General features: G+C 62.3%; 33 protein-coding genes, 1 tRNA gene and 1 pseudogene. 13 read left to right on the forward strand and 22 right to left on the reverse strand.

What is annotated here, in order from left to right; all coding sequences use genetic code 11:
• Positions 1–107 precede the first annotated feature (107 nt).
• Positions 108–1,106, forward strand: coding sequence for a nicotinate-nucleotide--dimethylbenzimidazole phosphoribosyltransferase (locus tag EB233_RS19335; RefSeq protein ID WP_064988668.1), 999 nt, complete (start codon positions 108–110; stop codon positions 1,104–1,106).
• A gap of 18 nt (positions 1,107–1,124) precedes the next feature.
• Here EB233_RS19335 and EB233_RS19340 read toward each other — a convergent pair whose 3' ends face one another.
• Together EB233_RS19340 and EB233_RS19345 are read right to left on the reverse strand one after the other, a co-directional pair.
• Positions 1,125–1,652: a GNAT family N-acetyltransferase gene (locus EB233_RS19340; protein ID WP_064988669.1), complete on the reverse strand. Its 528-nt coding sequence runs from the start codon at positions 1,650–1,652 to the stop codon at positions 1,125–1,127.
• 50 nt (positions 1,653–1,702) lie between these two features.
• The gene (locus EB233_RS19345) at positions 1,703–3,223 is read right to left on the reverse strand and encodes a sensor histidine kinase (protein ID WP_064988670.1); all 1,521 of its coding nucleotides are present in this window, start codon (positions 3,221–3,223) and stop codon (positions 1,703–1,705) included.
• Positions 3,224–3,299: 76 nt separating this feature from the next.
• On the opposite strand from EB233_RS19345, the gene EB233_RS19350 reads away from it, so the two are divergent.
• The 4 genes from EB233_RS19350 to EB233_RS19365 all read left to right on the forward strand — a co-directional run bounded on the left by EB233_RS19350 (position 3,300) and on the right by EB233_RS19365 (position 5,784).
• Positions 3,300–3,923, forward strand: a complete 624-nt coding sequence (locus EB233_RS19350) for a thermonuclease family protein (RefSeq protein ID WP_064988671.1) — start codon at positions 3,300–3,302, stop codon at positions 3,921–3,923.
• Between the two features lie 35 nt (positions 3,924–3,958).
• The gene (locus EB233_RS19355) at positions 3,959–4,570 is read left to right on the forward strand and encodes a glutathione S-transferase (protein WP_064988672.1); all 612 of its coding nucleotides are present in this window, start codon (positions 3,959–3,961) and stop codon (positions 4,568–4,570) included.
• On the forward strand, positions 4,510–5,184 hold the full coding sequence (locus EB233_RS19360; protein WP_064988673.1) for a uracil-DNA glycosylase family protein: 675 nt from the start codon (positions 4,510–4,512) through the stop codon (positions 5,182–5,184). The genes EB233_RS19355 and EB233_RS19360 overlap by 61 nt, the downstream gene beginning before the upstream one ends.
• A gap of 108 nt (positions 5,185–5,292) precedes the next feature.
• The gene (locus EB233_RS19365; RefSeq protein ID WP_006205209.1) at positions 5,293–5,784 is read left to right on the forward strand and encodes an Lrp/AsnC family transcriptional regulator; all 492 of its coding nucleotides are present in this window, start codon (positions 5,293–5,295) and stop codon (positions 5,782–5,784) included.
• 38 nt (positions 5,785–5,822) lie between these two features.
• On the opposite strand, the gene EB233_RS19370 is transcribed toward EB233_RS19365, so the two are convergent.
• The 12 genes from EB233_RS19370 to moaA all read right to left on the reverse strand — a co-directional run bounded on the left by EB233_RS19370 (position 5,823) and on the right by moaA (position 15,220).
• Positions 5,823–6,386, reverse strand: coding sequence for a DUF3299 domain-containing protein (locus EB233_RS19370; RefSeq protein WP_064988674.1), 564 nt, complete (start codon positions 6,384–6,386; stop codon positions 5,823–5,825).
• An 81-nt stretch (positions 6,387–6,467) separates the two neighbouring features.
• Entirely contained in the window at positions 6,468–7,172 is a 705-nt protein-coding gene (locus tag EB233_RS19375; protein WP_064988675.1) for a DNA alkylation repair protein, read from the reverse strand.
• 6 nt (positions 7,173–7,178) lie between these two features.
• Positions 7,179–8,048 carry an NAD(P)-dependent oxidoreductase gene (locus EB233_RS19380; protein ID WP_064988676.1) on the reverse strand — a complete coding sequence of 290 codons (870 nt, stop codon included), beginning with the start codon at positions 8,046–8,048 and terminating at the stop codon, positions 7,179–7,181.
• 232 nt (positions 8,049–8,280) lie between these two features.
• On the reverse strand, positions 8,281–9,102 hold the full coding sequence (locus EB233_RS19385) for an ABC transporter permease (RefSeq protein ID WP_064988677.1): 822 nt from the start codon (positions 9,100–9,102) through the stop codon (positions 8,281–8,283).
• Positions 9,099–9,818, reverse strand: coding sequence for an ABC transporter permease (locus EB233_RS19390; protein ID WP_027054171.1), 720 nt, complete (start codon positions 9,816–9,818; stop codon positions 9,099–9,101). The genes EB233_RS19385 and EB233_RS19390 overlap by 4 nt, the downstream gene beginning before the upstream one ends.
• An 80-nt stretch (positions 9,819–9,898) precedes the next feature.
• Positions 9,899–10,684 (reverse strand): ABC transporter substrate-binding protein, encoded by a 786-nt coding sequence (locus tag EB233_RS19395; protein ID WP_027054172.1) that lies wholly within the window; start codon positions 10,682–10,684, stop codon positions 9,899–9,901.
• Between the two features lie 158 nt (positions 10,685–10,842).
• Positions 10,843–11,346: a molybdopterin-guanine dinucleotide biosynthesis protein B gene (mobB, locus tag EB233_RS19400; protein WP_064988678.1), complete on the reverse strand. Its 504-nt coding sequence runs from the start codon at positions 11,344–11,346 to the stop codon at positions 10,843–10,845.
• Complete coding sequence (gene mobA / locus EB233_RS19405) at positions 11,343–11,969, reverse strand: molybdenum cofactor guanylyltransferase MobA (protein ID WP_064988679.1); 627 nt, start codon at positions 11,967–11,969, stop codon at positions 11,343–11,345. Before mobA ends, mobB begins: the two co-directional genes overlap by 4 nt.
• Positions 11,970–12,114: 145 nt before the next feature.
• Complete coding sequence (locus tag EB233_RS19410; RefSeq protein ID WP_064988856.1) at positions 12,115–13,035, reverse strand: DMT family transporter; 921 nt, start codon at positions 13,033–13,035, stop codon at positions 12,115–12,117.
• A 181-nt stretch (positions 13,036–13,216) separates the two neighbouring features.
• Complete coding sequence (locus EB233_RS19415) at positions 13,217–13,576, reverse strand: hypothetical protein (RefSeq protein WP_064988680.1); 360 nt, start codon at positions 13,574–13,576, stop codon at positions 13,217–13,219.
• A 118-nt stretch (positions 13,577–13,694) separates the two neighbouring features.
• Positions 13,695–14,138 carry a hypothetical protein gene (locus EB233_RS19420; protein ID WP_246298414.1) on the reverse strand — a complete coding sequence of 148 codons (444 nt, stop codon included), beginning with the start codon at positions 14,136–14,138 and terminating at the stop codon, positions 13,695–13,697.
• A gap of 86 nt (positions 14,139–14,224) precedes the next feature.
• Positions 14,225–15,220, reverse strand: coding sequence for a GTP 3',8-cyclase MoaA (gene moaA / locus EB233_RS19425; RefSeq protein WP_064988682.1), 996 nt, complete (start codon positions 15,218–15,220; stop codon positions 14,225–14,227).
• 195 nt (positions 15,221–15,415) lie between these two features.
• Here moaA and EB233_RS19430 point away from each other — a divergent pair, with 195 nt between their 5' ends.
• Together EB233_RS19430 and EB233_RS19435 are read left to right on the forward strand one after the other, a co-directional pair.
• Positions 15,416–15,769, forward strand: a complete 354-nt coding sequence (locus EB233_RS19430) for a gamma-butyrobetaine hydroxylase family protein (RefSeq protein ID WP_027054179.1) — start codon at positions 15,416–15,418, stop codon at positions 15,767–15,769.
• A 62-nt stretch (positions 15,770–15,831) separates the two neighbouring features.
• The gene (locus EB233_RS19435; RefSeq protein ID WP_064988683.1) at positions 15,832–16,443 is read left to right on the forward strand and encodes a pyridoxamine 5'-phosphate oxidase family protein; all 612 of its coding nucleotides are present in this window, start codon (positions 15,832–15,834) and stop codon (positions 16,441–16,443) included.
• A gap of 16 nt (positions 16,444–16,459) precedes the next feature.
• Here EB233_RS19435 and EB233_RS19440 read toward each other — a convergent pair whose 3' ends face one another.
• A complete protein-coding gene (locus EB233_RS19440; protein WP_027054181.1) occupies positions 16,460–16,912 on the reverse strand; it encodes a MarR family winged helix-turn-helix transcriptional regulator in 453 nt (150 codons plus the stop codon).
• Between the two features lie 47 nt (positions 16,913–16,959).
• Between EB233_RS19440 and EB233_RS19445 the strand changes: the two genes are divergently transcribed.
• Complete coding sequence (locus EB233_RS19445; RefSeq protein ID WP_064988684.1) at positions 16,960–17,871, forward strand: alpha/beta hydrolase; 912 nt, start codon at positions 16,960–16,962, stop codon at positions 17,869–17,871.
• Between the two features lie 12 nt (positions 17,872–17,883).
• On the opposite strand, the gene EB233_RS19450 is transcribed toward EB233_RS19445, so the two are convergent.
• Positions 17,884–18,279 carry a rhodanese-like domain-containing protein gene (locus tag EB233_RS19450; protein ID WP_064988857.1) on the reverse strand — a complete coding sequence of 132 codons (396 nt, stop codon included), beginning with the start codon at positions 18,277–18,279 and terminating at the stop codon, positions 17,884–17,886.
• 64 nt (positions 18,280–18,343) lie between these two features.
• Positions 18,344–18,481 (reverse strand): hypothetical protein, encoded by a 138-nt coding sequence (locus tag EB233_RS32335; protein ID WP_425487710.1) that lies wholly within the window; start codon positions 18,479–18,481, stop codon positions 18,344–18,346.
• A gap of 3 nt (positions 18,482–18,484) precedes the next feature.
• On the opposite strand from EB233_RS32335, the gene EB233_RS32340 reads away from it, so the two are divergent.
• The 3 genes and pseudogenes from EB233_RS32340 (at position 18,485) to EB233_RS19465 (ending at position 20,886) form a co-directional block, all read left to right on the forward strand.
• Positions 18,485–18,613, forward strand: a complete 129-nt coding sequence (locus EB233_RS32340; RefSeq protein WP_425487711.1) for a hypothetical protein — start codon at positions 18,485–18,487, stop codon at positions 18,611–18,613.
• Positions 18,614–18,618: 5 nt separating this feature from the next.
• Positions 18,619–18,792 (forward strand): annotated as a pseudogene (locus EB233_RS19460) (SDR family oxidoreductase); the annotation flags it as partial.
• Positions 18,793–19,002: 210 nt separating this feature from the next.
• A complete protein-coding gene (locus EB233_RS19465; protein ID WP_064988685.1) occupies positions 19,003–20,886 on the forward strand; it encodes a L,D-transpeptidase family protein in 1,884 nt (627 codons plus the stop codon).
• Here EB233_RS19465 and EB233_RS19470 read toward each other — a convergent pair.
• The 5 genes from EB233_RS19470 to EB233_RS19490 form a co-directional block, all read right to left on the reverse strand.
• Entirely contained in the window at positions 20,883–21,374 is a 492-nt protein-coding gene (locus EB233_RS19470) for a hypothetical protein (protein WP_064988686.1), read from the reverse strand. The two genes, EB233_RS19465 and EB233_RS19470, sit on opposite strands and share 4 nt — an antisense overlap.
• 112 nt (positions 21,375–21,486) lie before the next feature.
• The gene (locus tag EB233_RS19475; protein WP_064988687.1) at positions 21,487–22,227 is read right to left on the reverse strand and encodes a lysozyme inhibitor LprI family protein; all 741 of its coding nucleotides are present in this window, start codon (positions 22,225–22,227) and stop codon (positions 21,487–21,489) included.
• A 157-nt stretch (positions 22,228–22,384) separates the two neighbouring features.
• Positions 22,385–22,642 carry a PepSY domain-containing protein gene (locus EB233_RS19480; protein WP_064988688.1) on the reverse strand — a complete coding sequence of 86 codons (258 nt, stop codon included), beginning with the start codon at positions 22,640–22,642 and terminating at the stop codon, positions 22,385–22,387.
• A 126-nt stretch (positions 22,643–22,768) separates the two neighbouring features.
• A tRNA-Val gene (locus tag EB233_RS19485) sits at positions 22,769–22,843 on the reverse strand.
• A gap of 140 nt (positions 22,844–22,983) precedes the next feature.
• Positions 22,984–23,667 carry a phosphoglycolate phosphatase gene (locus tag EB233_RS19490; RefSeq protein ID WP_027054189.1) on the reverse strand — a complete coding sequence of 228 codons (684 nt, stop codon included), beginning with the start codon at positions 23,665–23,667 and terminating at the stop codon, positions 22,984–22,986.
• A gap of 254 nt (positions 23,668–23,921) precedes the next feature.
• Here EB233_RS19490 and rpiA point away from each other — a divergent pair, with 254 nt between their 5' ends.
• Positions 23,922–24,653, forward strand: a complete 732-nt coding sequence (gene rpiA / locus EB233_RS19495) for a ribose-5-phosphate isomerase RpiA (RefSeq protein ID WP_064988689.1) — start codon at positions 23,922–23,924, stop codon at positions 24,651–24,653.
• Positions 24,640–25,269: a DUF2059 domain-containing protein gene (locus tag EB233_RS19500; RefSeq protein ID WP_032917641.1), complete on the forward strand. Its 630-nt coding sequence runs from the start codon at positions 24,640–24,642 to the stop codon at positions 25,267–25,269. The genes rpiA and EB233_RS19500 overlap by 14 nt, the downstream gene beginning before the upstream one ends.
• The last annotated feature ends 38 nt before the right edge of the window (positions 25,270–25,307 follow it).

The following is a 25,307-nucleotide window of genomic DNA, read 5'->3' on the forward strand; positions in this document are numbered from 1 at the left end:
TCCAAGGCCATCTTTGCGGCAAACATGGCGGATGTTTGGGAGAGGTTGTGCCGATCACGCAACGCGGCTATGCCGCTCTCCAACTTGAGGAATGATTTGCTTACGACATGACCAGCACGCTGCCTTTCGACGATTTTCGCAACCTGCTCGACAATTTGCCGGCAGCCGACCTCAAGGCCGAAGCGCGCGTGCGCGCACTGTTTGCCAAGGCCGACAAGTCGGCCCATTCGCTCGGCCGCATCGAGGACATCGCTGCGTGGCTTGCTGCCTGGAGCGGGCGGGCACCGCCCGCCGTGACACGGCCGCTCATGGCAGTCTTTGCCGGCAACCATGGTGTTGTCAGGCATGGTATCTCGCCACGCCCGGTTGCGGCGACGGCCGACGCGGTCGAGCTCTGCGCGGCCGGCGGTGCGGCGATAAACCAGATCTGCATCGCCAACGACCTCGGGCTGAAAGTGTTCGATCTCGCCCTGCACATCCCGACCGGCGACATCACCGAGGATGCCGCGCTCGACGAGCGCGGTTGCGCGGCAACCATGGCTTTCGGCATGGAAGCGATCGCCGGGGGCACCGACCTGCTTTGCCTCGGCGATCTCGGCGTCGGCAATTCCACTGTCGCCGCCGCCCTTTTCGCAGCGCTGATGGGGGGCAGGGGGTCCGATTGGGTCGGCCCGGGATCCGGCGCCGATGCGGCGATGCAGGCACGCAAGGCGGAGGTGGTCGATGCGGTGCTGGCCTTTCACCGTGGCCATCTCGACGACCCGCTGGAGGTATTGCGCCGTGTCGGTGGCCGTGAGTTCGCGGCGATAGCCGGCGCCATCCTCGCGGCACGAATGCAGCAGATTCCCGTCCTGCTCGACGGCTTCGCCGCAACGGCCGCAGCCGCGGTGCTTTACGCCGCCAATCCTGGAGCCCTGGACCATTGTCTCCTCGCCAGCCTGTCGCCGGAGCCCGCGCACGCCAGGGCCGCCGAGCGGCTCGGTCTGCTTCCCCTGCTTGACCTCCGCATAAGCCACAGCGAAGGGGCAGGGGCAGCACTTGGCGCGGGCCTGGTCAAGGCGGCGGCGCTGACCAGTTCTGGCATGGCGGCGGCCGTGCGCGGTTAGATCTTGGTCTTCGGCAACTCACCGCCTGAGATTGGGAATTCGATAGATCACCGAAATGTATTTCGCATTGGAGCGAGTCTCGACGATCGAGCCACCAAGGCCTTCGGCAATTCTTCGGCTAGCCAAGTTATCTTCGGCGACAGGGTACGCGAAGCAATCCGGATTGAGGTCGTTGGACGCCCACGTAACCAAAGCGGCAACCGCCTCCCGGCCAATGCCTTTTCCGTGTACGTCCTGCCTTATCCAAACTCCGATTTCGGGAGAGGCGGTCTGTGCCGCATGAAGGCCGACAAGCCCCAAACAGCGATCGTCCGCCAACGAACGCACGACGAAATGCAGATCCGATCCATCAAGGATCGGCGCCAGCCAGGATCGCCACACCTCGGCGAAGGCAGTTGGTGATCGAGGCGGTTCCCACTGCATAAAACGGGTGATTGCGGGCGTGATTGCGGCAAAGACATCTTCAGCATCGTCGGTCGTGAACAACTTCAGACGAAGCCGCCCCGATTTGATTTCGACGCTACTGGCATCCCAATCTGCTGTCATTGCGGTCCGCGTTCCACTTCCTGGCCGGAGCTGGCAGGCTGGCCGATCCGTTACCGCCGTCGCGCCGCAACCGCCGCGGTCGGCAGTGCCGGCAGTTCTTCCATCACCCGGCTCAGCGGGAAGATGGCGATTGCCTCGGTGCCTTCACGCAGCTTGGAATGAAGCTCGAATTCGCCGCCATGCATGGCGAGCAGCCCTTGGACGATCGGCAGGCCGAGGCCGGTGCCCTGTTCGGCGCTCTTGATGGCGATGGAGCCCTGGCCGAAGGCCGAGAGCACCACTGGGATCTCGTCTTCAGGGATGCCGGGGCCGTTGTCCTTGATCGATATGTATTGGCCACCGCCCGCCGTCCAGCCGACACGGACGCGGATTTCGCCGCCGGTGGCGGTGAATTTTATGGCATTGGATAGAAGGTTGAGCGTGATCTGGCGCACGGCGCGCTCGTCGGCGAACAGCCGCGGCAATGTCTGTTCGAAATCCTGGACAACGCGGATATCCTTGTTGCGCGCCCTCAACTCCATCATGTGGCAGCAGTCCTCGACGATGTTCAGCAACATCACCGGCTCTTCATTGAGCTGGTAGCGGCCGGCCTCGATGCGCGACAGGTCGAGGATTTCGTTGATCAGGTCGAGCAGATGCTGGCCGGAGTCGTGCACGTCATGGGCGTAATCGCGATAGGTGGGATTGCTCATCGGCCCCAGCACTTCGTTCGCCATCACCTCGGAAAAGCCGAGAATGGCGTTGAGCGGCGTGCGCAGTTCATGGCTCATCGACGCGAGGAAACGCGATTTCGCCAGATTGGCATCCTCGGCCCGCCGCCGCGCCTCATCCGACATCGATTTCGCCGTATCGAGCTCGGCGATCAGCGCATCCTTTTCAGAGCGGAACGACAACAGCATCAGGGAGGAGCGGTTGAGTTGACGGGCGACATAGGCGAAGAAGGGCAGCGACACGACAAGCAGCCCGGCCATGACCGCCTCGACCGGCATCCACAATTTGGCGCCGACATAGGCATAGAGCGCCACCGGCACAGCAAATGTCGCCAGCAGCGCGCCGCTGAGCGATGATGCTATGAGAGCGGTCCCGGCCATGGCAAACAGCAGCACCACCGCCTTGATCACCTGGAACTGGTCGACCGCGCAGACGCCGCAGCCGAGCCAGACGAACCAGGCCCAGCCGAGGCCGCACAGGAAATGGCCGGCCAGGAATTCCCGTCGCGTTTGCAAAGGGTTGAGCTCGGAAGCTTCCCTACGCTCGATGCGCCGCGCCATGAAGACGACGATGGTATAGCAAGTGAGCGTGAACAGCGCCCAGAGGCCGATCTCGTTGCCGACGCCGACGAAGCGACCGGCCGCGGCGATCGCGAGGACGAGCAACGGTATGGCCACGGCACCGCTGGTCATGGCGCCGGCGTGGAGTTTTAACAGTTCGCGGTCGAAATCGGGATTGCCGGCTTGCTGCGAGAGACGGTCGCGCGTCTTGCGAACCGCACGCGCCACATCGCTGTTGCGATGCGGTTTCCTGCGGTCCACAATGAACTTGTCCGCTGTGTTCGAGCGTTGCAAGGGCATCAAAAGCTTCAATTTATGCGTGCAGCGACGTCAATGTGTTAAGCTACGTTCGAATGATTAACCAACCGTTTGCCATATGAGCCGTTCCTGGTCGCCAAGATCGCGCCGGCGCTACGCGGCACCGGGTCCGAGAAGCCTATGGCGCAAACTGCTGGACTATGGATTGGCGGCCGTCATTCTGGGATTGCTGATCTTGCTGGCGGCACGCCTCGACCGGGTGGAGACGCGGCAGACGCAGGGGGCTGCCATCATCAATGACGGCGATTCGATCACACTCGGTGCGGAGCGCATCCGCATGCGCGGCATCGATGCCCCGGAATACACCCAAACCTGCCGCAGAAACGGTGCCGATTATGCCTGTGGTACGCTTGCGCGCCAATCACTGGTGCGCCTGATTGCCGGCAGACCGGTCACCTGCAGCGGCTGGCAGCGGGATCGCTATGGCCGGCTGCTCGGCGACTGCAAGGCCGGCGGTGTGGACCTCAACCGTGCCCAGGTCGAAGCGGGCTGGGCCGTCGCCTTTGGCGACTTCGAAAATGAGCAAGCGACCGCTCGCGCGGCAAAGGTCGGTATCTGGGCAGGTACGTTCGAGCAGCCGCAGGACTGGCGCGACAGCCATCACGGTGTGGTGGTGGAGCGAAAACACGGCACATTGGCGTCGATCGGCGACGCCCTGCGGGAGATTTTTCGCTTCCGATGAAGTGCGTTAGCCTGGAACGGGAAAAGGAGGATCGAATGAAGCTCTATGATGGCGGTCGGGCGCCCAACCCGCGACGGGTACGCGTCTTCCTCGCCGAGAAGGGCATCGCGGTTCCCCTGGTGTCCGTCGACATGGGGGCGCTGGAGCACAAGCGCCAAACGGTGAGTTCGCGCAATCCTTTGCAGCGCCTGCCAGTGCTGGAGCTTGACGACGGTACCGTCATCACCGAATCCGTCGCCATCTGCCGCTATTTCGAGGAATTGCATCCGGAGCCGGCGCTGTTCGGACGCGGCGCGCTCGGCAAGGCGCAGGTCGAGATGTGGCAGCGGCGGATGGAATTCAACCTGCTCAGCTGCGTCGCCCAGGCGTTTCGCCATATCCATCCGGCCATGAAGGAATGGGAAATTCCGCAAATCCCGGAATGGGGAGAGGCCAACAAACCAAAGGCAATCGAATTCCTGAAAATCCTCGACGGCGAGTTGGGGAAGCGGGAGTTCGCCGCCGGCGACAGCTATTCGATTGCCGATGTCACCGGCCTGATCGCGATCGACTTCATGAAGCCGGCGCGCATCAAGGTGCCGGAGGAATGCACCAATGTGCTGCGCTGGCACCAGGCGATTTCCAGCCGCCCGAGTGCCGCCGCTTGAGCATGGAACTGGACAGTTTTGCCACGACGATCCGGGCCTGCCGCATCTGCGTCGAGAATCCCGTCGGCAAGCGTTTGCCGCACGAACCACGACCGGTTCTGCGTCCTTCGTCCAGCGCCCGCATCCTGATCGCCGGCCAGGCACCGGGAACCAAGGTACACGCGTCGGGCATGCCGTTCACCGACGCCTCGGGCGACCGCCTGCGCAACTGGCTCGATGTGACCAGCGACGAATTCTATGACACCGGGAAATTTGCCATCGTGCCGATGGGATTCTGCTTTCCAGGGCAGGACGCCAAGGGCGGTGACCTGCCGCCACGGCGCGAATGCGCGCCCGCCTGGCTCGCGCCCTTGATGGCGCTGATGCCGTCGATCGACCTGGTGCTGACGATCGGCATCTACGCGCAGTCCTGGCATATGGGCGCCGCGCGCCGCGCCTCGCTGACGGAAACGGTGATGGACTGGCGCGCCATCTGGGCGAATTCGGCCGGCCGCAAGGTGCTGCCGCTGCCGCATCCATCGTGGCGCAACAGCGGCTGGCTGAAGCAGAATCCGTGGTTTGAAATGGATTTGCTGCCTTTCCTGCGCTCGGAAATCCGCCATCGCATGGGCTAGACATTGAGCAAGAAATCACTCGCTTTAGCAGCTATTGGCAGAATTTCTTTCTTGTGAAAGCCTCGAATAAGAGGGAATATAGCGAAACTATTCCCCCAGGAGCCTCTAATGGACCGCCTTGACCGAAAAATTCTTCGCCTCCTGCAGGAGGACGCGACGCTCGCGGTGGCCGATGTCGCCAAGAAAGTCGGCCTGTCGACCACGCCGTGCTGGCGCCGTATCCAGAAGCTCGAGGAGGAGGGCGTCATCAAACGGCGCGTCGCCATTCTCGATCATGAGAAGGTCAATGTGCGGGTCACCGTCTTCGTGTCGATCCGCACCAATTCGCACAGCCATGAGTGGCTGCGGCGGTTTTCGGAGGTCATCCAAGAGTTTCCCGAGGTGGTCGAGTTCTACCGCATGAGCGGTGACGTCGATTATCTGCTGCGCGTCGTGGTGCCCGACATCGCCGCCTACGATGCCTTCTACAAGCGGCTGATCGCCAAGATCGAGATCCGTGACGTGTCGTCGTCCTTTGCCATGGAGCAGATCAAGTACACGACCGAAATCCCGCTCGACTACATGGTGCTGGATAAGGAATCGGGGGCCAACGCCGCCTGAGGACTGGTCCTCGAGCGCCCGTTTTGGCTGGAATTGCCTCAATTTTTCTTTTTGTTGAGGAAGCTCCAGGGCGAGTTCAGCGGCAGGGTGACGGTATCCGGCACAGTATCGACGCTGGCTACCTCGGCCTTGCGCACGCTGTAGCCGGACTGGACGACGCTGACGCCGTCCAGAATGAACAGCTGGCTTTTCTCCATGTCCGGCTTCAGGGCACCGGTGACGGCGACCGACTGGTAGGCTTGCGACATCTTGTAGGGATGGGCTGGTGTGACCAGCACGATCTGGTTGGGCGGCGGCGTCGGCATGTGGCTGCAGGCGCCGGTCCAAGGCACCAGCAGGAACTGATAGACGAGATCGCCGTCGCGATCGACCGGCAATGCATATCCGGCTAATTGTATCGTCTTGTCCTGCAAATTGAGCGACAATGTCTCGCCATGGTCGGGCAACTTTGCCGCGATCATTGGAAGGTTTGCGTCTTCGGCGACCGCCTGGGTGGGCGGGCGCAAATCCTTCCAGAAGATATGCATGGTCTCGGCCGAGGCGCCGCCAGCGGAGAGCGACAGCACGGCGGCGAGCGCCAAGCTTGATCTGAAATGGTTCATGGCCGCTTCCTTTGCCTAGAAGTAAAGACGCCGAGGCCAATGGCGTCAATGCTCGAGCCGGATCAACGGATGTTGGCAGCATCAAATTTTTCTGGTGGCGAAGCGTTCGAGCGTCTTGGCGTCCGACAGTTCCTTCACCGCATTCTTGCCGATCCAGCGCGCGGTCTTGTCCGGAGAGGCGGCAAGTCTTTGCGCCAGGGCAAGGGCAGGGGCGTGCAGGTTGATTGACCGTTTGCCGATCTGCCGAAGCGCCCAGTTGACCGCTTTCCTGACGAAATTGCGCTCATCACGGGCATGGGCTTCGATCAATGGCAGATAGGACAGGAACGTAATGTCGGGCTCCTTTTTCAAATGCACGGCCGCCCAGGCCAGCATGGCAAAGGCCGTACGGCGAACGAACTCGCGCTCATCGATGGCGAACTCCTCGATCAGCGCGCGCCAGAACGGCGTATCGGCGAACAGGTCGGAGACCGTGTCCACCACTTCCCAGGAATCGAAATCGCCGGCCCAGCGGCGGCATTCCTCAATGGTGATCCTCGCCGGTTCGCCGGTGAACGCCGCCATCAGCCGTGCTTCGCGAATGCCGCTAGCCCACAGCGTTAGGGATCGCTCATGGTTGCGCTTCAGCTTGCGCGCCAAGGGCCGCAAATCCGCGTTGCCGACGCCGAGCGCGGTGGCCGTATTGATGCCGAACCGTGCCATGCCGACGCGGTTTTCTTCGGTGCCGATCGAGCGTAGATGCGCGATGATGTCCTGCGCCGTCCAGTCTGGAGCGGGCAGGGACATGGCCGCCTACTTCTGCAGCCGAGCCAACAACGAGGACGTGTCCCAACGCTTGCCGCCCATTGCCTGCACGTCCTTGTAGAACTGATCGACAAGCGCGGTCACCGGCAGTTTTGCGCCGTTGCGGTCGGCCTCCGCCAGGCAGATGCCGAGGTCCTTGCGCATCCAGTCGACGGCGAAGCCGAAATCATATTTGCCGGCATTCATCGTCTTGTGCCGGTTCTCCATCTGCCAGGAACCGGCGGCACCCTTGGAAATCACCTCGATCACCTTCTCGATGTCGAGCCCTGCCTGTTTGCCGAAATGGATGCCTTCCGATAGTCCCTGCACCAGTCCGGCGATACAGATCTGGTTGATCATCTTGGTGAGCTGGCCAGCACCGGCCGATCCCATCAGCCCAACCATGCGTGCATAGGCATCGATAACCGGCCTGGCTCTGTCGAAGGCTGTCCGATCGCCACCAACCATGACGGTCAGAACACCGTTCTCGGCACCAGCCTGGCCGCCGGAAACCGGCGCGTCGAGAAACGAGAAACCGCCCGCTTGCGCGGCTTGCGCCAATTCGCGCGCGACCTCGGCGGAGGCCGTGGTGTTGTCGACGAAGACCGAACCTTTCTTCATCGATTTGAAAGCGCCTTCGGGACCTGTCGTCACCGAGCGCAGATCATCGTCGTTGCCGACGCAGGAAAAGACGAAGTCCTTGTCCCTGGCAGCCTCCGCAGGAGTCACCCCAAGGCTGCCGCCATGCTGGCCAACCCATTGCTCGGCCTTGGCCTTGGTGCGGTTGTAGACGGTGACGTCGTGGCCACCCTTGTTCTTCAAGTGACCGGCCATTGGATAGCCCATCACGCCAAGACCGAGAAATGCCACAGATGCCATGAGCTTGCCCTTCAGACGGAAACAGAAACGGAACTTGCTGCGAAAGCTCTAGAGCATGATGCCGAAAAGTGTGAAGCGGTTTTCGGACGACATCATGCTCTATCTCTTTAATTTAGAGACGGATTCAGATTTCAGGTCGATTTGACCTGAAATCATCCGGCTCTAGGCCCTGCGCTCAATTCGTCAAGACGCCTGTGGACTGATCCACTGGTGCAGCCAATATGGAAACCAGTCAGCGTTTTAGGTGGATGGTGATGCGGCGCTCGATCCATTCGATGGCATGGCGCAACAACTCGACCATGACAAGGTACACCAGGGCGACCCAGATATAGGCCTGGATATCGAACGAATTGGCGAAGGCGAGCTTTGCATTACCCATCAGATCGTAGACGGTGATGATGGCGACGATCGCCGAAGCCTTGACCATGAGGATCAGTTCATTGCCGTAGGGCCGCAAGGCGACCACCAGGGCTTGCGGCAGGATGATCTTGCGGAGCGTCTGCAGTTTGTGCAGGCCGAGCGAGGCAGCACCTTCCCATTGGCCCTTCGGCACGCTTTCGATGGCACCGCGCAGGATTTCGGCCTGGTAGGCGGCCGTGTTGAGCGCAAAGGCGAAGACGCCGCAGTTGAAGGCGTCCTTGAAGAAATCCCACAGCCCGATCGTCTGGAGTTCCGGTCTGAACGATCCCAAACCGTAATAGACCAGAAAAGTCTGAACCAGCAGCGGCGTGCCGCGGAAGAAATAGACGTAACAATAGGCCAGACCGGACAGGATCCGGTTCCTGGACATGCGCCCATACGCAACAGGCACGGACATAACGGCGCCAACCACCATCGAAATGGCGACCAACGACAGGGTGACGCCAAGTCCTTGCAGATAGGCCGGCGCATATTTGGCGAAGAAGGCGGCGTTCCAGGCAAAGACGAGGTAGCTGACGATGCCGAGGCCAAAGGCGATCCACAGGCCGACCAGCGCGTAGCCGACGATGCGCCTTCGCGGCCAGCCGCGGGCTCGTGGCGGCGGCCGTTCGACCAGGGTGGCGGTCGCGCTCATCGTTGAGCCTCGCGTTTGCCGAGCGAGCGCAAAATGGCGCTGGTGGCAAAGGACGACACGACGGCCAGAGCAAGAAAGACCAAAGCCGCCACGCCATAAAACAGGAACGAATGCTTGGTGACACGGGCGGCCACGCCGGCGTTGCGCAACGTCTCCGCCAGACCGACGACCGACACGAGTGAGGTGTCCTTCAACAGGCTGAGCCAGCAATTCTCGAGACCGGGAAAAGCGATGCGCAGCAACTGCGGCAAGATCACCAGGCGCATTGTCTGCCCGTAGGAAAGACCGATGGCATAACCACCCTCATACTGGCCTTTCGGTATGGCACGGAAGGCCGAGAGGAAAACCTCGCTGGCATAGGACGAAAAGATCAGCGAGAGAACGATCATGCCGGCGATGAAGCTGTTGACGTCAATGGTCGCTTCGGGACGGAAATACCGGATGAGGTGCTGCAGCAGGATCGGCACGCCGAAGAAGAACAGGAAAAGCGTCACCAATTCCGGCAGGCCGCGAAAGACCGTGGTGTAGATATTGGCGGCAAGACGCAGCGAGGGCTCTTCGGATTGCTTGCCGAGCGCAATGAAAAAGCCAATCGTCAAACCAATGGGGAGCGTCGCCAGCGCAAGCAGAACCGTTACTACGACGCCATACGCAATATCGTCACTCCAGCCATCAGGTCCCCAACTGAGCAGTGTCCATATGCTTTGGGCTGGCATTGACGGATCTTATCTCCACGACATTTCCACGACGAATAGAAAGACGGCGGGGAATTTCCCCGCCGTCTCGATCCTGTTTATCAGGACTCGGCGCCGTAGACGTCGAACTTGAAGTACTTGTCGTTGATTTCCTTGTATTTTCCATTGGCGCGGATGGCGTCGATGGCCTCGTTGAGCTTGTTGACCAGATCGGTCTCGCCCTTGCGCACGGCAATGCCGGCGCCCGGCCCGAAGATCTCGACAGGCTGCGGCGACGGCTGGCCGAGGATCTTGCAGCAGGCGCCATCGGGCGTATCCAGCCATTGCTGCAGCACGACGATGTCGTCTTCGATGGCGTCGAGGCGACCATTGGCAAGGTCCGCCTGCTCCTCGGGGCTGCTCGGATAGCCCTTCACGGTGCTGTCGGTGTAGGTTTTCGAGGCATAGTTGAAATGGGTGGTCGTGGTGGCGACGCCGACGGTCTTGCCGGCTAGGTCTTCCTTGGTCACGCCCTTCAGCGTCGAGTCTTTCGGCACCGCGAGCGCCGAGGGCGTGTTGTAGTATTTGTGGGTGAAGTCGACCTTCTCCTTACGCTCCGGCGTGATCGACATCGAGGCGACGATGGCGTCGAACTTGCCGGCCTGGAGCGCCGGGATGATGCCGTCCCAATCCTGGGCGACGAAGGTGCACTTGACCTTCATCTGATCGCAAAGCGCCTGGGCGATGTCGATGTCGAAGCCGACGAGCTTGCCGTCGGAGGTCAGGTTGTTGAAGGGCGGATAGGCGCCTTCGGTGCCGATCCGCAGGGTCTTCTCCTGGGCCTGGGCTACGCTGAGCGTCAGCAGCGCAGCCGATGCGGCGAGCGCGATACGCAGTGCAATACGCATGATAGTCCTCTCTTTATGGTCCCGGCCGTCGTTCCGAAACGGCTCTGTGGGGCGGTGCTTTTGACCGCCCGCTGCAGCGATACTCCCACTCTTTCCAAGAAAAAAGCAACTGCAAAACCACCGAAATCGGTAATGGGGTTCTGCCGTTAGGTTAGTTCTCAAGCAACGAGGCCGGTGGTGCGCTCGATGAAGTCGACTATCGATTTTACGTCGTCGAGGTCGAATACCGGCAGGCTCTTGTCTGTGACGGTGAAATCGGCGGCGACTGCGACAATATTGGGATCGCCCGCCGAAAGCGGGGTCCGGTCCTTCGCCTCCAGGCGCCGCGTTTCGATCTTGCGGTGGGGTTCGCGCTTGTAGCCTTCGACCAGCACGATATCGCATGCGGCGAGCCGCGAGAGGATGCTCTTCAGCGGCGGCTCATCCTCGCCGCGCAATTCGTGCATCAGCGCCCATCGATTGCCGGACACGATCGCAACCTCGGTGGCGCCGGCCTGTCGATGGCGGAAGCTGTCGGCGCCCGGCTTGTCGATGTCGAAATCATGATGGGCATGTTTGACCGTCGAGACCTTCCTGCCTCGCCGCACTAGCTCCGCGACCAGCTTTTCGGTCAGTGTGGTCTTGCCGGAGTTTTTCCAACCGGTGATGCCGAAGATGTTCATGATGTCATGCTCTGCAACAGACGTCCGGCCTCGGCAAGGTCGTCCGGCACATTGATATTGAAGAAAGGATCGAGCCCCGCGGATTGCAGGATCGGGAACTCCACCTCGACATGCTTGTGGCGCTCGATGAAGCTCGAAACCCGCCTGTTGTCCTCATCGACCAGGAAGTGCCGCAAGGTGTCGCGGCATTCGGTCGGCCACAGCGCGAAGGTCGGGTGCCACCGGCCGGCCGAAGAGGCGACGGCGATCGAACCCGGATGTCCGCCGGCGGCCTCCGCCAGGCGGTCGACCAGATCGACGGGCAGGAAGGGCGTGTCGCCGGCGGCGGTGACGACCGCCTTGCAAGACGTTCCGGCAGCCGCCCATTCGAGACCGGTCAGGATGCCCGCAAGCGGCCCGGCAAAACCTTCGACGGCGTCGGCATGCACCGGCAGTCCGAAACGGGAAAAGCGTTGAGGATCGCCATTGGCGCTCAGCGCCAGGGTTTCGATCTGCGGGCCAAAGCGCGACAGGACCTGATCCAGAACGCTACCGTCGCCAAGCGGCAGCAGGCTCTTGTCGCCGCCGCCCATCCGCCTCGACTGGCCACCGGCCAGGACGATCCCTGCAATATCTCGCCTCATGCATCGCCTGTACGCCAGCCGCCGGAAATCGCAAGACCCGGCTAAAGTGCGTCGCGCTGAAACGGAGTCAGGCGACGCACTTTAGTCTTTTGTCTTGATGCATGTCGTTATCCCAGAACCGCTGCACACTTCTGGGCGACATGCATTAGATCCCATCCGGCGCCATGGTCGGCCCTGTCGTTTCGGCGACGATCCTTCGCCGGCCGACAACCCGCTCGCGATAGAGTGCGTAGAGACCCGAGCCGACGACGATTGTCGCGCCGACGATCATCGGCATGTCCGGTATGTCGCCGAAGACGATCAGGCCGAGCAGGATGGACCAGAGGAGCGCGGTGTAGCGGAACGGCGCGATGAACGAGATTTCGCCCGAGCGCATCGCCATGATGATGAACTGATAGCCGATGAGCACGAGCACCGCCGCCAGCGCCAGCAGCGCCGTGCTCTTGCCCGTCATCGGCGTCCAGCCGCCCATCGGCGATAACAGCACCGCGCCGACGAAGGTCATTGCCAGTGCGGTCGCGGTCGAGACCAGCATCGTCGGTATGGTTTGAGGGATGCGTTTGGTGGAGAGATCGCGCACGGTGCAGCAGGCGACGCTCAACAGCGCCCAAAGGGAATAGATGCTGAAGCCTTCGAAGCCCGGCCGGACGATGACCATCACGCCGGCAAAGCCGACGGCGATCGCCAGCCAGCGGCGCCAGCCGACCGCATCGCCGAAAAACAGCGCGGCCCCCATGGTCACAGCCAGCGGCAGCGCCTGAAGAACGGCCGAGACACTGCCGATCGGCAAATGGGCAAGCGCCACGAGGAATGAGACGGTGGCGCCCGCTTCGCCCAGCACGCGGATTGCCACCAGCGGCTGCAGCATCAGGCGCGGCCGCGAAAGCGCACCACGTTGCCAAGCCAGCAGGCCGACGAAGAGCGAGGCAAATGCCCCTCTGATCAGCATGACCTGCGCCATGTTCATCGATTGCGAAGAGTATTTGGTGATGGCGTCGTTGAGCGTGAAGCCAACCATCGCCACCATCATGAACAACGCGCCGCGGAGATTTGGGGAAAGAGGCAAGGCACCTACCGGTTGCTGGGCAAGCAAGCCTGTAACAGCCCACCACGAAACAGCAATGGCAAAGGGCTGGGCCAGGACCACGGCATCCGTCATCGCGGGCGTAAGCTCATGTCCTGGATTCGGCGCGGATCCTGTCGGGAGGCGACTTCGTCTCCCGACACCTGTCTGGCCTCGGCGACGCCTATTTCTTCGGCGTCAGTATCTCGGTGCCGTTCCCTTCCTTGCCGGCGATCGTCCACAGACCATGCAGCGAGCCATCCTCCTCGACCTTGTAGACGACGAGCCCGATATCCTTGCCCATCACGTAACCGGCGGAGAAGGCGTCGTCATTGCGCATGCAGATACCGTCGGACGACGAGCCGCCGGTTTCCCAGTGGATCGTGCAGGTCGTCCCGCTGGTCAGCGTGATGGTGGCCTCGCCGTCATAGGCCGAGCCATCGAAATTGGTGCCGGCGACGGTGTAGGTGCCGCCGATCGACTGGGCCGCCACGGGCAGAGCCGTGAAGCCGAGCAATGCAAGAGAAAGAATGAGTTTGCGCATGATGTTCCCCCATCGGCGATAAGCCGCCTTCAGGGGAAAGGCTAGGCCGGAACAGGCCGGCCGTAAATCCGGCGGCGCTTTTCGAACAAGACTTTTTCTGGGGTGTGATCCGAAATACTCACGGTCCCTTGAGGCTGCCGGCGATAGCGCCGACCAGCCGGTCGTATTTCGACTTCAGCGCCGGGGGATAATCGATCCAGACCGTGCGGATAACTCCATCCCTGCCGAACAGGCGCCGCTCGTAAAAGACCTTTCCATCCTTCATGCCCGACAGCACCGCCCAGTTCTTGCCGGTCTTGCTGTAGGTGACCGTGTAGCCAGGTTCCTTGCTGGCCCTTTCATCGGCGACAAAGCCTTGCGGCTTGTCATCGTCGACATTGAGGATGCCGGAGCAAGTCAGGCTGGCACCGTCCGCGCTCAGCCAAACCTGCCCGTCGCCATTTTCGGGCTCGGGCTGACGATCGGTGAAGATCTCGTCGGGAAAGGTGCAGACGGTGCCAAAGCGCTCGTTCACATAGGTGAAAGGAGCGGCGGCTGCACTGGTTGCCGCAATGATAGCCACAGTTGCCAGGAAAGAAGAACGTCGCCGCATGTCTCGCCTTAAAGCCAATCGAGCCAAAGGCGATGTTGCACGAATCATCGAAAAAATCAGCCGCCGGTGACGCTCATATGCCGGGACACTGATGGCCGGCTAGTGCGGCGGTCGATGATGAAATCATGGCCTTTCGGCTTGCGGCCGATGGCCTCGTCGATCGCGTCGGCGAGAAGTTCGTTGCCCTCGGATGCGCGCAGCGGCGCGCGCAGGTCGGCCGCATCCTCCTGGCCGAGGCACATATAGAGCGTGCCGGTGCAGGTCAGCCGGACGCGATTGCAGCTTTCGCAGAAATTATGCGTCATCGGCGTGATGAAGCCGAGCTTGCCGCCGGTCTCGGCGACGTGGACATAGCGGGCAGGGCCGCCGGTCTTGAAGGGAATGTCGGTTAGCGTGAACTGGCGCTCCAGCGATGCGCGCAGCAGCGACAGCGGCAGATACTGATCAGTGCGGTCGGCGTCGATCTCGCCCATCGGCATGGTTTCGATGACGGTCAGGTCCATATCGCGGCCATGCGCCCAGCGCATCATCTCGGGCAGTTCGGCGTCGTTGAAATCCTTCAGCGCCACCGCATTGAGCTTGACCTTCAGCCCGGCCGCCTGAGCCGCGTCGATGCCATCCATGACCTTGCCGAGATGGCCCCAGCGGGTGATCTGGTGAAACTTGTCGGCATCGAGCGTGTCGAGCGAGACGTTGATACGTTTGACGCCGCAATCGGCGAGCTCGGCGGCGAAGCGCGAGAGCTGCGAGCCATTGGTGGTCAATGTCAGCTCTTCCAGCGCGCCGCTGTCGATATGGCGCGACAACTGGCGCACGAGATGCATGATGTTCTTGCGCACCAGCGGCTCCCCGCCGGTGAGGCGCAACCTCTTCACGCCCTTTTCGATGAAGACGGTGCAGAGCCGGTCCAGCTCCTCCAGCGACAACAGGTCCTTCTTCGGCAGGAAGGTCATGTCCTCGGCCATGCAATAGGTGCAACGGAAATCGCAGCGGTCGGTGACCGACACTCTGAGATAGCTGATCGTGCGACCGAAGGGGTCGATCATGTTCATGTTCGAGCGTTTCCGTGGCCGTTACCGGCGTCGTTATATATGGCTATGTGATACGATCCAGTCCGCCATTCAAGATACCGCTTCTCGATCTTTGGTAACATCCCGCAGCCGACACAGCGTGTCGGTCGTCTATCGGGACTTTTCCCGTTTCGCGAAGCGGCGTAGGGAGAGGCAATCGATACGGGATCAAACAGCATGACCGCGCCAAAAGAACTCAGGGTCTCCAAGGACCGCAGACTGCTGTCGGTTACCTTTCCCAATCACCACCCGTTTGAGTTGCCCGCGGAGCTGTTGCGTGTGGCATCGCCGTCGGCCGAGGTGCAGGGCCATTCGCCGGAGCAGCGGGTGACCGTTCCCGGCAAGCGCAATGTGGCCATCCTGAAGATCGAGCCGGTCGGCAACTATGCGGTGCGCATTACCTTCGATGATTTCCACGACACCGGTATCTTCACCTGGAACTACCTGCACACGCTCGGCCACGAGAAGGATGAGCGCTGGAACGCCTATCTGGCGGAGCTGGCGGAAAAAGGCTTGAGCCGCGACCGCTAAACTGGCGTCGTAAAGGCGTCACACATCTGGGGTAGCGCCGGCAGAGGTTCGGAGACAAAAAGATGTCGCTCATCACCACGGTCGAACAGCTCGAAGCGCTCTATGGCCTGCCGGGCGAAGCGTCGGTGGTCAAGGAACTTGACCACGTCATTCCCGAATACGCCGCCTTCATCGAGGCTTCGCCGTTTGTCGCGCTTGCCACCAGCGGGCCGGAGGGCTTGGACTGTTCGCCGCGCGGCGATCTCGCCGGCTTTGTGCGCATCGTCGATCCCAAGACATTGATGATGCCCGACCGGCGCGGCAACAACCGCGCCGATTCGCTGAAGAACATCATCAGGGATCCGCGCGTCGGCCTGCTCTTCCTGGTGCCGGGCTCCGGAACCACGCTGCGCATCAACGGCCGCGCCCATATTACGACCGATTCCGCGCTGTGTTCCTCGTTCACCATCGACGGCAAGCCGGCGCGCTCGGTAACGGTGGTCGATGTCGATTCGGTCTACTTCCAGTGTGCCCGCGCCATCGTGCGTTCGGATCTGTGGAACCCGGCAAAACATGTCGATCCGAAATCGCTGCCGACGCCGGGAAAAATCCTGGAAGTCACCAGCCGCAAGAACATCGACGGCGAGGCATACGACAAGGAATGGCCAGAGCGGGCGAAGAAAACGATGTGGTGAGTGACCGAAAGGGCAGTCACGCCTCTTTCAGCACCTCATAGATCTTGCGCATCTGCTCTCCGATCATGTCGCATTGCTCCGGCGTCGACTGGCTCATCGCCTTCTCGATCAGCGTCATATGCACTTTCAGCGCCTGCATCAGCAGCGCCTCGCCGGCTTCGGTCAAGGCGAGCCGCAGGATGCGCTTGTCTTTCTCGTCGCCTTCGCGGCGCAGCAGGCCGCGCGCCTCCAGCTGCGGCAGCAGCATGGTGATGTTGGAGCGGCCGACGAGCAGCTTGCGGGCAAGGTCGTGCTGCGACATGCCGGGGTGGCGATAGAGGTTCATCAGCACGTCGAGCTGCGCCGGCTTCAGGTCGAGCGGCGCGAGTTTGACCGCCAGCGTGCGCTCCAGCACATGGCAGGCGCGCGCCACCGCGACCCAGTTGCGAAAACGCGGGTTGTCCCAGGGTAGCTCTTGTTTATTGTTCATCTTTGAACTATTATGTTCACGCTTGAACGTATGGATGGATTCTCACTATGGCATCAATCGGGCTGAAGGTCATCCGGAGCGTATTTGGTGCGGCCGAACATATTGCGCCGCGCATCAGCGGGCGCGCGGCATTCGAGCTGTTCTGCCGCACGCCAAGCGCAAGGACGCTGACCGACGGCGAGCGCCGCGCCATCGGCCGCGCCGCGGAGTTCATGACCGAGGCGCGCCATCATCGGCTGAAGACCAGGACCGGCTGCGTGATGGTGCACGAATTTCGGCCGGAGCCGGGCAGGGAGGCTCTTGGTACCGTGCTTGTCGTTCACGGCTGGCGTTCGCGCACGGAATACATGCGCGCCTTGATCGAGGGCTATCGCTCGGCCGGCTACAGGGTGGTTTCGCTTGATCTGCCGGGCCACGGCCATTCGCAGGGCCGGCACCTCAACATGGTCAATGCGGTCGAAGCCGTAGGGGTCGCCGGCGAATGGTTCGGCCCGTTTGTCGCGGCGGTGGGGCATTCTTTCGGTGGCGCTGTCGCCGCCAATGCCATTGCCGGTTCGGTCAAGAACATTCCACCGCTGGGGGCCGGACGTCTGGTGCTGATCGCGGCACCAAGCTCCTTGCCGGCGATCTTCGCCGACTTCAGCCGCCTGCTCAATGTCGGGCCGCGTTCGCAGGTCGCCATGGCGGACCGTGTGCAACATCTGTCCGGCCGGCCGCTGCATGAATTCACCGGCGACCGACAACTCGCCCAGGCGCCGGTGCCGACGCTGGTGATCCATGCGCCGGATGACCGCGAAGTGCCGGCCGAGCACGCGAAACGCTACGCCGGGGCCGGCGGTCATGTGCGGTTGCACTGGGCCGACGGTCTCGGTCACCGCCGTATCCTCGCCGACAAGGGCGTTGTCGAACGCGCCGTTGCCTTCGTCGCGGAGCATCGCGAGCCGTCATTGCTGCATTGAGCCGGGGCTGGGCTACTTCTTCTTGTCGCCGGGTTCGACCGGCAGTCCCGCCGCCTTCCAGGCGGTATAGCCGCCCAGGATATGCTTGACGGGCGACAGTCCCATATCTTGCGCCGTCTTCGTGGCCAGCGCCGAACGCCAGCCGCCGGCACAGAAGAAGACAAAGCTCTTGCCAGAGGCGAAGAACGGCTTGTGATACGGGCTTTCGGGATCGATCCAGAATTCCAGCATGCCACGTGTGACATGTTCGGCGCCGGGGATCCTGCCATCGCGTTCGACCTCGCGCGGGTCGCGCAGGTCGACGAAGATCGTGCCCTCGTCCTCGAGCAACCCGGCCGCTTCTTCCGGCGAAACCACCTCGATCTCGGCGTTGGCCTCGTCCAGCAGTTCGCGATACCCCTTTTTCACCTTTTCCTCCCGACCCACGCCTCGGCTTTTTCTTTGGAATTTCGAGCACAATGGCCGGCGTTTGTCACGCGCTGTCGGTGGCCGCCAGCGTTTGCCACGCGGCCATCGCACCAGTGACCGTGGCCATCAGCGCGCTGCACGAAGCGCCGTCGCGCGCCTGGATCGACATGCCGTGCTGCACCGTGGCGTAAAAGGTGGCCACGGCATGGCAATCGAAGCCGGCAGGCAACTCGCCTTCGGCAACACCCCGCTCGAGACGCCTCCGCAAGGCGGAATGGTTCTCGGCGCGGCGGCGGCGCAGGTCGGCGCGGACCAGGCCCTGGTTGGATCCTGATGCAGACCTCGGCGAACCCGGCGGATGGACTGCATGCCGAACACCAGCGCCAGAAGATGGCGACGCCGCGATTCGGCAACTCCGACGATATCGCCGGCATGGTCGCCTGGCTCGCCGGTCCGGAGGGACGTTTCGTGACCGGCGCCGCATTCACCATCGATGGCGGCGCCAACGCCTGATTTCTCTGGGGTTCCTGAGGCGAGAGCAAAACACCCGCGCTCCCGCCGTCACGATGTTGTGAAACCGTTCTGCAACAGGCGTCCCGAAATTTATGAAAGCTTAACGAAATCGGTATGAATCGGTATAGTCGCGCCTTACATCCGCCATGCGGTGAGCGAGACGGTCTAGCGTGCGGAACGGGAACCGGTTGCGGCCGGAGCGGGTGATCCATGAAATTCCTCGGTAAAAAAGCAACCGCCATGCCGCTGATGGCGATCGCGGCAACGCTCGCCCTCGGCGCGCCCCAGGCCGGCGCGCAAGGGCTTTTCGACATGTTGTTCGGCGGCGGCATAAGGCATGAGCCGCAAGGCGAGTTTCCGCCTCCGCCGCCCAAGCATAGACCCAAAGCCCCGGCCGCTGGCGGTGGTGGCGGCGTAAAGATCAGCAGCCCGTCCTACTACACCTACAAGGCCGACAAGCTGGTGCGCGTCGACTTCTCGACGCTGTCCGCCGCGCCCCAGGCGGCAGCGCCGCAGGACGCAGCGTTCGTTCCGTCGGCCACGGGAGCCGCTTTTCACGACGCCATTGCCAGTCTCAGCGACTACGAACTCTATGCCGAGCCCGACATCGCCAAGGCACTGATCGCCTATTATTCGGCCAATCCGGACTTCATCTGGGTGACCGGAACCAGCCTCAACAATCGCGCTCAGGACGCGGTGCGGGTGCTTGGCGAGGCCGCAAGCTACGGGCTCACGCCCGCCGACTACACGGTCGATGTGCCGGCAGCGACGTCGTCGTCGGACGACGCGACAAAGCTCAGGGAACTGGTGCGCTTCGAGATGGCGCTGTCGGCGCGCGTCCTGCGCTACGCCCACGACGCCCAGAGCGGCCGTGTCGAACCCAACCGGATGACCGGCTACTATGATTTCCCGGCCAAGCCGATCGACATGGTCGGCGTGCTGAAGACACTGGCGCATACGCAGGAAGTGCGTACCTATCTCGAATCGCGGCATCCGCAGAACGCGGAATATCAGGCGCTGCGCGTCGAGCTGGAGGCGCTGCAGGCGAGTGCGGAGAACGAGATCGTCGTCGATCCCAAGCTGCTGCTGAAGCCGGGCCAGACAAGCCCCGAATTGCCGAAGCTCTTGTCGCTGATCTCGCGCAATCTCGATGACGAGATGGGCGGCACCTATGGCGAGCTGCTGTCGCGGCTGGCGACCAGCGAGGTCTACGTGCCCGAGCTCGTTCCGCTCATCAAGGCGGTGCAGGTGAAGGAAGGCATGAAGGGTGACGGCGTCATCGGTCCGCGAACCGTCGCCTTGCTGGCCGGCACGTCGAAGGCCGATAGGCTGCTCAAGGTGCAAGTGGCGCTGGAGGAACTGCGCTGGCTGCCTTCCGATCTCGGCAGCCCGCGTGTCTTCATCAACCAGCCGGCGTTCACCGCGAGCTACATCGACAATGGCCAGGAGCAGTTGAAGACACGCGCCGTCGTCGGCCGGGTCACCAACCAGACCGCGTTCTTCTACGACCAGATCAAGCAGGTTGATTTCCACCCCTATTGGGGCGTGCCGCAGTCGATCATCGTCAACGAGATGCTGCCTAGGCTGCGCAGCGATCCGGGCTATCTCGACCGTGCCGGCTACGAGGTGACGGATTCGCGCGGCAAGCGCATTCCCTCGTCGGCGGTCAACTGGGGCGCCTATGGCGCCAACATTCCCTATAATGTGCGCCAGCAGCCGAGCGAGGCCAATGCGCTGGGCGAACTGAAGATCCTGTTCCCCAACAAGCATGCCATCTACATGCACGACACCCCGCAGAAATCGTTCTTCAAGCAGGATATGCGCGCGCTCAGCCATGGCTGCGTGCGCCTGCAGGATCCGCGCGGCATGGCGGCGGCTGTGCTCGGCACCTCGGTCGACTATATAGCCGAGAAGCTGAAGCACGGACATTCGACCGAGAATGTGACGCGCACGATTCCGGTCTATGTCGCCTATTTCACCGCGTGGCCCGACATGTCCGGCAAGGTCGAGTATTTCAACGACGTCTATGATCGCGATTCGCGGCTGAAGCAGGCGCTTGACGCGACCGAGGCGGTGCGCTCGCCCTCCAGCTAATAGGTCAATGCTGCGACAACGGGGCGCCGGAAGCCGGCGTCCCGCCCTGCGATCAGCCAGTAGACGAGCCCGGCGACCAGGCCGGCGGCAGCGATGATGCCGATGTCGGCCCAACGCGCCGGATCCAGGTCTTCCGCCGAACTCGACCAGATCAGAAAGAAGCCGCAGGCAGCGGCGGCAGCGCCGAAGACCATGTGCATGAGAAAATTGCGCAGCGAAAAGAATTCGGCGATCAGCGCGAAAATCAGCGTCTGCATCCCGGTGACGACGATCGTCAGGAAATAGATGAACATGCCGAGCGGCGGCACCACCAGCGCCGCGATCGGGGTGACGACGAAGAAACTGAAATACTCCGGCGCATTGGGTAAGGAACTGAGCGCGGCATAGATTGCAACCACGGCAATCAGGCCAACCAGCACGGCCACGAGGTAGCCGGCAAACATCATCAACAGACGCTTTAGGACGTGTTTTGCCGTCGCCATGCCCATCCCCCGATCGGCGCAGTTACCCTTTCAATCAGCCATCAAAGCCGGTCCGGCGCAAGGGCACGTACAGAGCGGCCGCTTCGGCGGGCTGTCGTGAACCACGAGGCAGGACCGATCAGGCGCCGCCGCACAGATGTTCGGAGTCCGGCAGGGCCCAGCTGCCCTTGGCGACGAGGTCGAGGGAATAATAGACACGGCCACGATCGTCGTCCTTGGGGCAGTCCCTGGGAATCGCGATCAGGCACATCTCGACGGGTTCGCCGACCTTCGAGGCGGCGAGACCTGGCTCGCGATCGTAGGAGACGGCTCCGCCGCCATTGGTGAAGGTTGCTGCGCTACCCGCGTCGGGCGTGGCCGTCTCCAGCGGATCGTCGCCAAGCCGGGTGGTGAGCGTCTTGATGTGCGTGGACGCACATTGCCCGACGGCCGAGGGCAGGGGCTGATCCCTGTTGCCGGGGTTGCGTGCCGCGGCATCCAGCGCCTTCTTGCCGATCAGCGCGATATTGTAGTCCTGCACCCAGGACGGCGCATTGCCGTAGGTCTGCAAGGCGTTGTTCAGCGCGCTGACGATGCAGGCGGTATCGCTCTTGCAGGCGTTGCGGTCGGCCATCAGTCCGCGGGCGATCTTGCGCTTGTCGCCGCCGAATGCCGGCTCGAAACCCTTGTAGGCCTGAGAAACCAAGAGATCGATGGCGGACAGCTGAGGATCGGCGCAGATCGCCTTTTCCGCCGGCAGGTTGGCCTTGCTGCAATCAAAGGACGGCCCTTCGGCCAAGGCCGGAGAAGCCTCAAGCACACCGCCGCCAACGATGATGGCGAGGAAGAGCATGACATCGGTTCGAACGGAAAACCGCATGGATGCCCCCAAGCCAACCGCATTGCCCAAGGCGCTGCCCGGCGCCGGACAGGGATATCATACTCCAACAATGGATATTTTGCGGCGTCCGACTGGCGTCGACCCGTCTCCGGATAGAACGGGCATATCCGCCTGACGTAGACGTGTTCTGGCGGCCTTATTTGGGCTCGGCCGTCACCGGATCATAGGTGATTTCAACCTTCGCCTTGTCCGACGTGTAGTAGGTGACGACGTAGGCATCCTTGTCCCAGTCGACTTCCTTCACGTAGCGAAAGCCGTCGCGCTGCTCGACCTTGGCGAGGATTTCCGACAGCTTCTTGGCATTTTGCGGCGGCAATGGAGCTTCATCCGCGGCAAGGGCCGGCGCGGCGGAGAGAAAAACGGCGACGCTTGTCGACAGCAGCAATCTGGACATGGTTTTCCCTCAAGTTGCGATTGAAAGAAACTCGCTGGCACTCGGATTTGTTCCGTATCTGGAAGGCGCGGCGAACCCGTCGACCGATTTGCGCCACTAGCTGCCCTGGGATTTCCGGAATGAAAATGGTGGGCGATGCAGGGATTGAACCTGCGACCCCACCCGTGTGAAGGGTGTGCTCTCCCGCTGAGCTAATCGCCCGCTCGTTGCCCGAAGGCCAAGCGAGCCGCGATATAAGGGAGGCCGGCCGGTTAAGTCAAGGCGCTGTCCGGCGTTCTTACTGAGATCGGATTCTGCGCCATTTCGGGACCTTCCCGACGGGATTTCCCGTTGCTTTCCGTTCAATGCCCCGCGGCATGGATCAGCCGCTCCGCCAGATCCACGGTCAGCGCGTTGAAATGCGAAATCACCGCCGAGGGTTCGAATTCGCGCACATGCCGGTCGGTGTAGCCGAAATCGACGGCCACCACAGGAATGCCGGCCGCCTTGGCGGTGTCGATGTCGGTTTGCGAATCGCCGACCATCAGGGCGCGGTGCGGATCGCCTCCGGCAAGATTGATGGTCTCGATCAGATGGCGCGGGTCGGGTTTGCGGAAGGCGAACGTGTCCTGTCCGGCGATCGCGGCGAAATGCGAGGTCAGGCCGAGCGCGTCGATCAGCGCCAGCGAGTTGGCTTCGTATTTGTTTGTGCAGACAGCCAGGAGATAGCCGGCCTTCTCGAAGCGTGCGATGGCCTCGATCACGCCGGGGTAGGGGCGCGATTTGCCGGGAATGTTGTCGGTGTAATGATCGAGGAACAGTTTTAGCAGCCGGTCGTGCTCGGCGACATCGAGCGAGCGCTGCTGGGCGGCATGCGCCCGCTCTATCATCACCCGCCCGCCATGGCCGACGAAGCGCTTGAAGCCGGCCTCGTCGACGGCCGCGAGCTTGCTGGCGGCCAGGCTGTGGTTGAGGCTGTCGAGCAGGTCCGGCGCCGTGTCGATCAGCGTTCCGTCGAGGTCGAACACGATGATCGGGCGGGTCATGATCCATCCTGCGCAGGTTTGTGCATCGGCAGGCGATAGCGGCTGCGGCGCGTCAAGGCAAGCACGCCGGTGGACAGGCCCGCCCAAATGCTTTGACCCGGCCGGCAAAAATGCTAGGAGCCCAAACTCCAAAGCGCGTCGCGTCGAAACCGACGCATGCGATGCGCTTTGGTCCTTTGTTTCATGCATGCCGTTTTCCCAAAACCGAGATCACTTTTGGGCGACATGCATCAGGTTCCGGGGCAGCAATCGGCATGGATGCAAGACAGTTGAAGGTCGAGGCCGCGCGGGCCGCCCTTGCCCATGTCAGAGACGGCATGCGGCTCGGCATCGGCACCGGCACCACGGCGGAAGAGTTCGTGCGGCTGCTCGCCGACAAGGTCGCTACCGGCATGACCGTCATCGGCGTGCCGACTTCGGAACGCACCGCAGCACTTTGCCGCGAGCTTGGCGTGCCGCTGTCGACGCTGGAGGAAACGCCCGAGCTCGATCTTACCGTGGACGGCGCCGACGAGGTGGACCCGGAGCTGACGCTGATCAAGGGCGGCGGCGGCGCGCTGCTGCGCGAGAAGATCGTGGCCGCGGCCTCGCAACGCATGATCGTCATCGCCGACCGGTCGAAGATGGTCGAGACACTCGGCCGATTTCCACTGCCAATCGAAGTCAACCAGTTCGGCTTGCGCGCCACCGAGATCGCGGTGGCCGCGGCGGCGGCAGGTCTCGGCCTTTCCGGTCCCATTACATTGAGGATGACGGGAGGCCAGGCTTTTGTTACAGACGGCGGCCATTTTATCCTCGATGCATCTTTTGGCCGCATTCCGGATACAAGAGCGCTTTCGAATGCTCTCCATGCCATTCCGGGCGTGGTCGAGCATGGTCTTTTCATCGGGCTGGCGTCAGCGGCCGTCATCGCCGGCGGCGACGGCATCCAAACCGTCCATGCCGCCCGAAAACCAGGGAGTTCTACCGATCATGATGTTGCATAACCGGGTTCGCGGCCTTTGCGTCGTTCTGGCGGCTTCGGCCGTTTTCGCCTTGTCGTCGCCGGCGTTCTCGCAGGACGTCACCGAATCGCACCTGAAGGCGGCCCGGGCGGCCGTCACGGCAATCCATGCGACCGACCCGTTCGACAACATCCTGCCGCAAGCAGCCGCCGCGCTCGAATCGCAGCTCATCCAGAAGAACCCGGACATGCAGGAGCTGATCGGCAAGACCATCAACGAGAAGGCTCTGGCGATGGCATCGCGGCGCGCGGATCTCGAAAAGGAAGCCGCTCTCGCCTATGCGAAGGTGTTTTCCGAGAAGGAACTCAACGAAATCGCGGCCTTCTACAGCTCCGACTCCGGCAAGAAGCTGCTCGACAGCGGCCCGACCGTGACACGTGATTTGGTCAAGGCAGCCGACATCTGGCAAAACGGCGTCGCCCGTGATCTCGCCCAGCAGGTCGGTGAAACGCTGGCGGCGGCCGCCAAGGCCGCGGCTCCGGCGGCGCCGGCTGCCCCTGCGCCCGCTGATGGCGCCGCGCCGGCCGACAATGCGGCTCCGGCCGATGGCGCCGCGCCAGCCGATGGTTCGGCTCCCGCCGACGACACGCAGAACTGATCCTGCCTTTTCAAATGCGGCCTTGCGGCCATCTGCGA

Source organism: Mesorhizobium erdmanii, assembly GCF_013170725.1.
In the GTDB taxonomy this organism is placed as follows: Bacteria; Pseudomonadota; Alphaproteobacteria; order Rhizobiales; family Rhizobiaceae; genus Mesorhizobium; species Mesorhizobium erdmanii.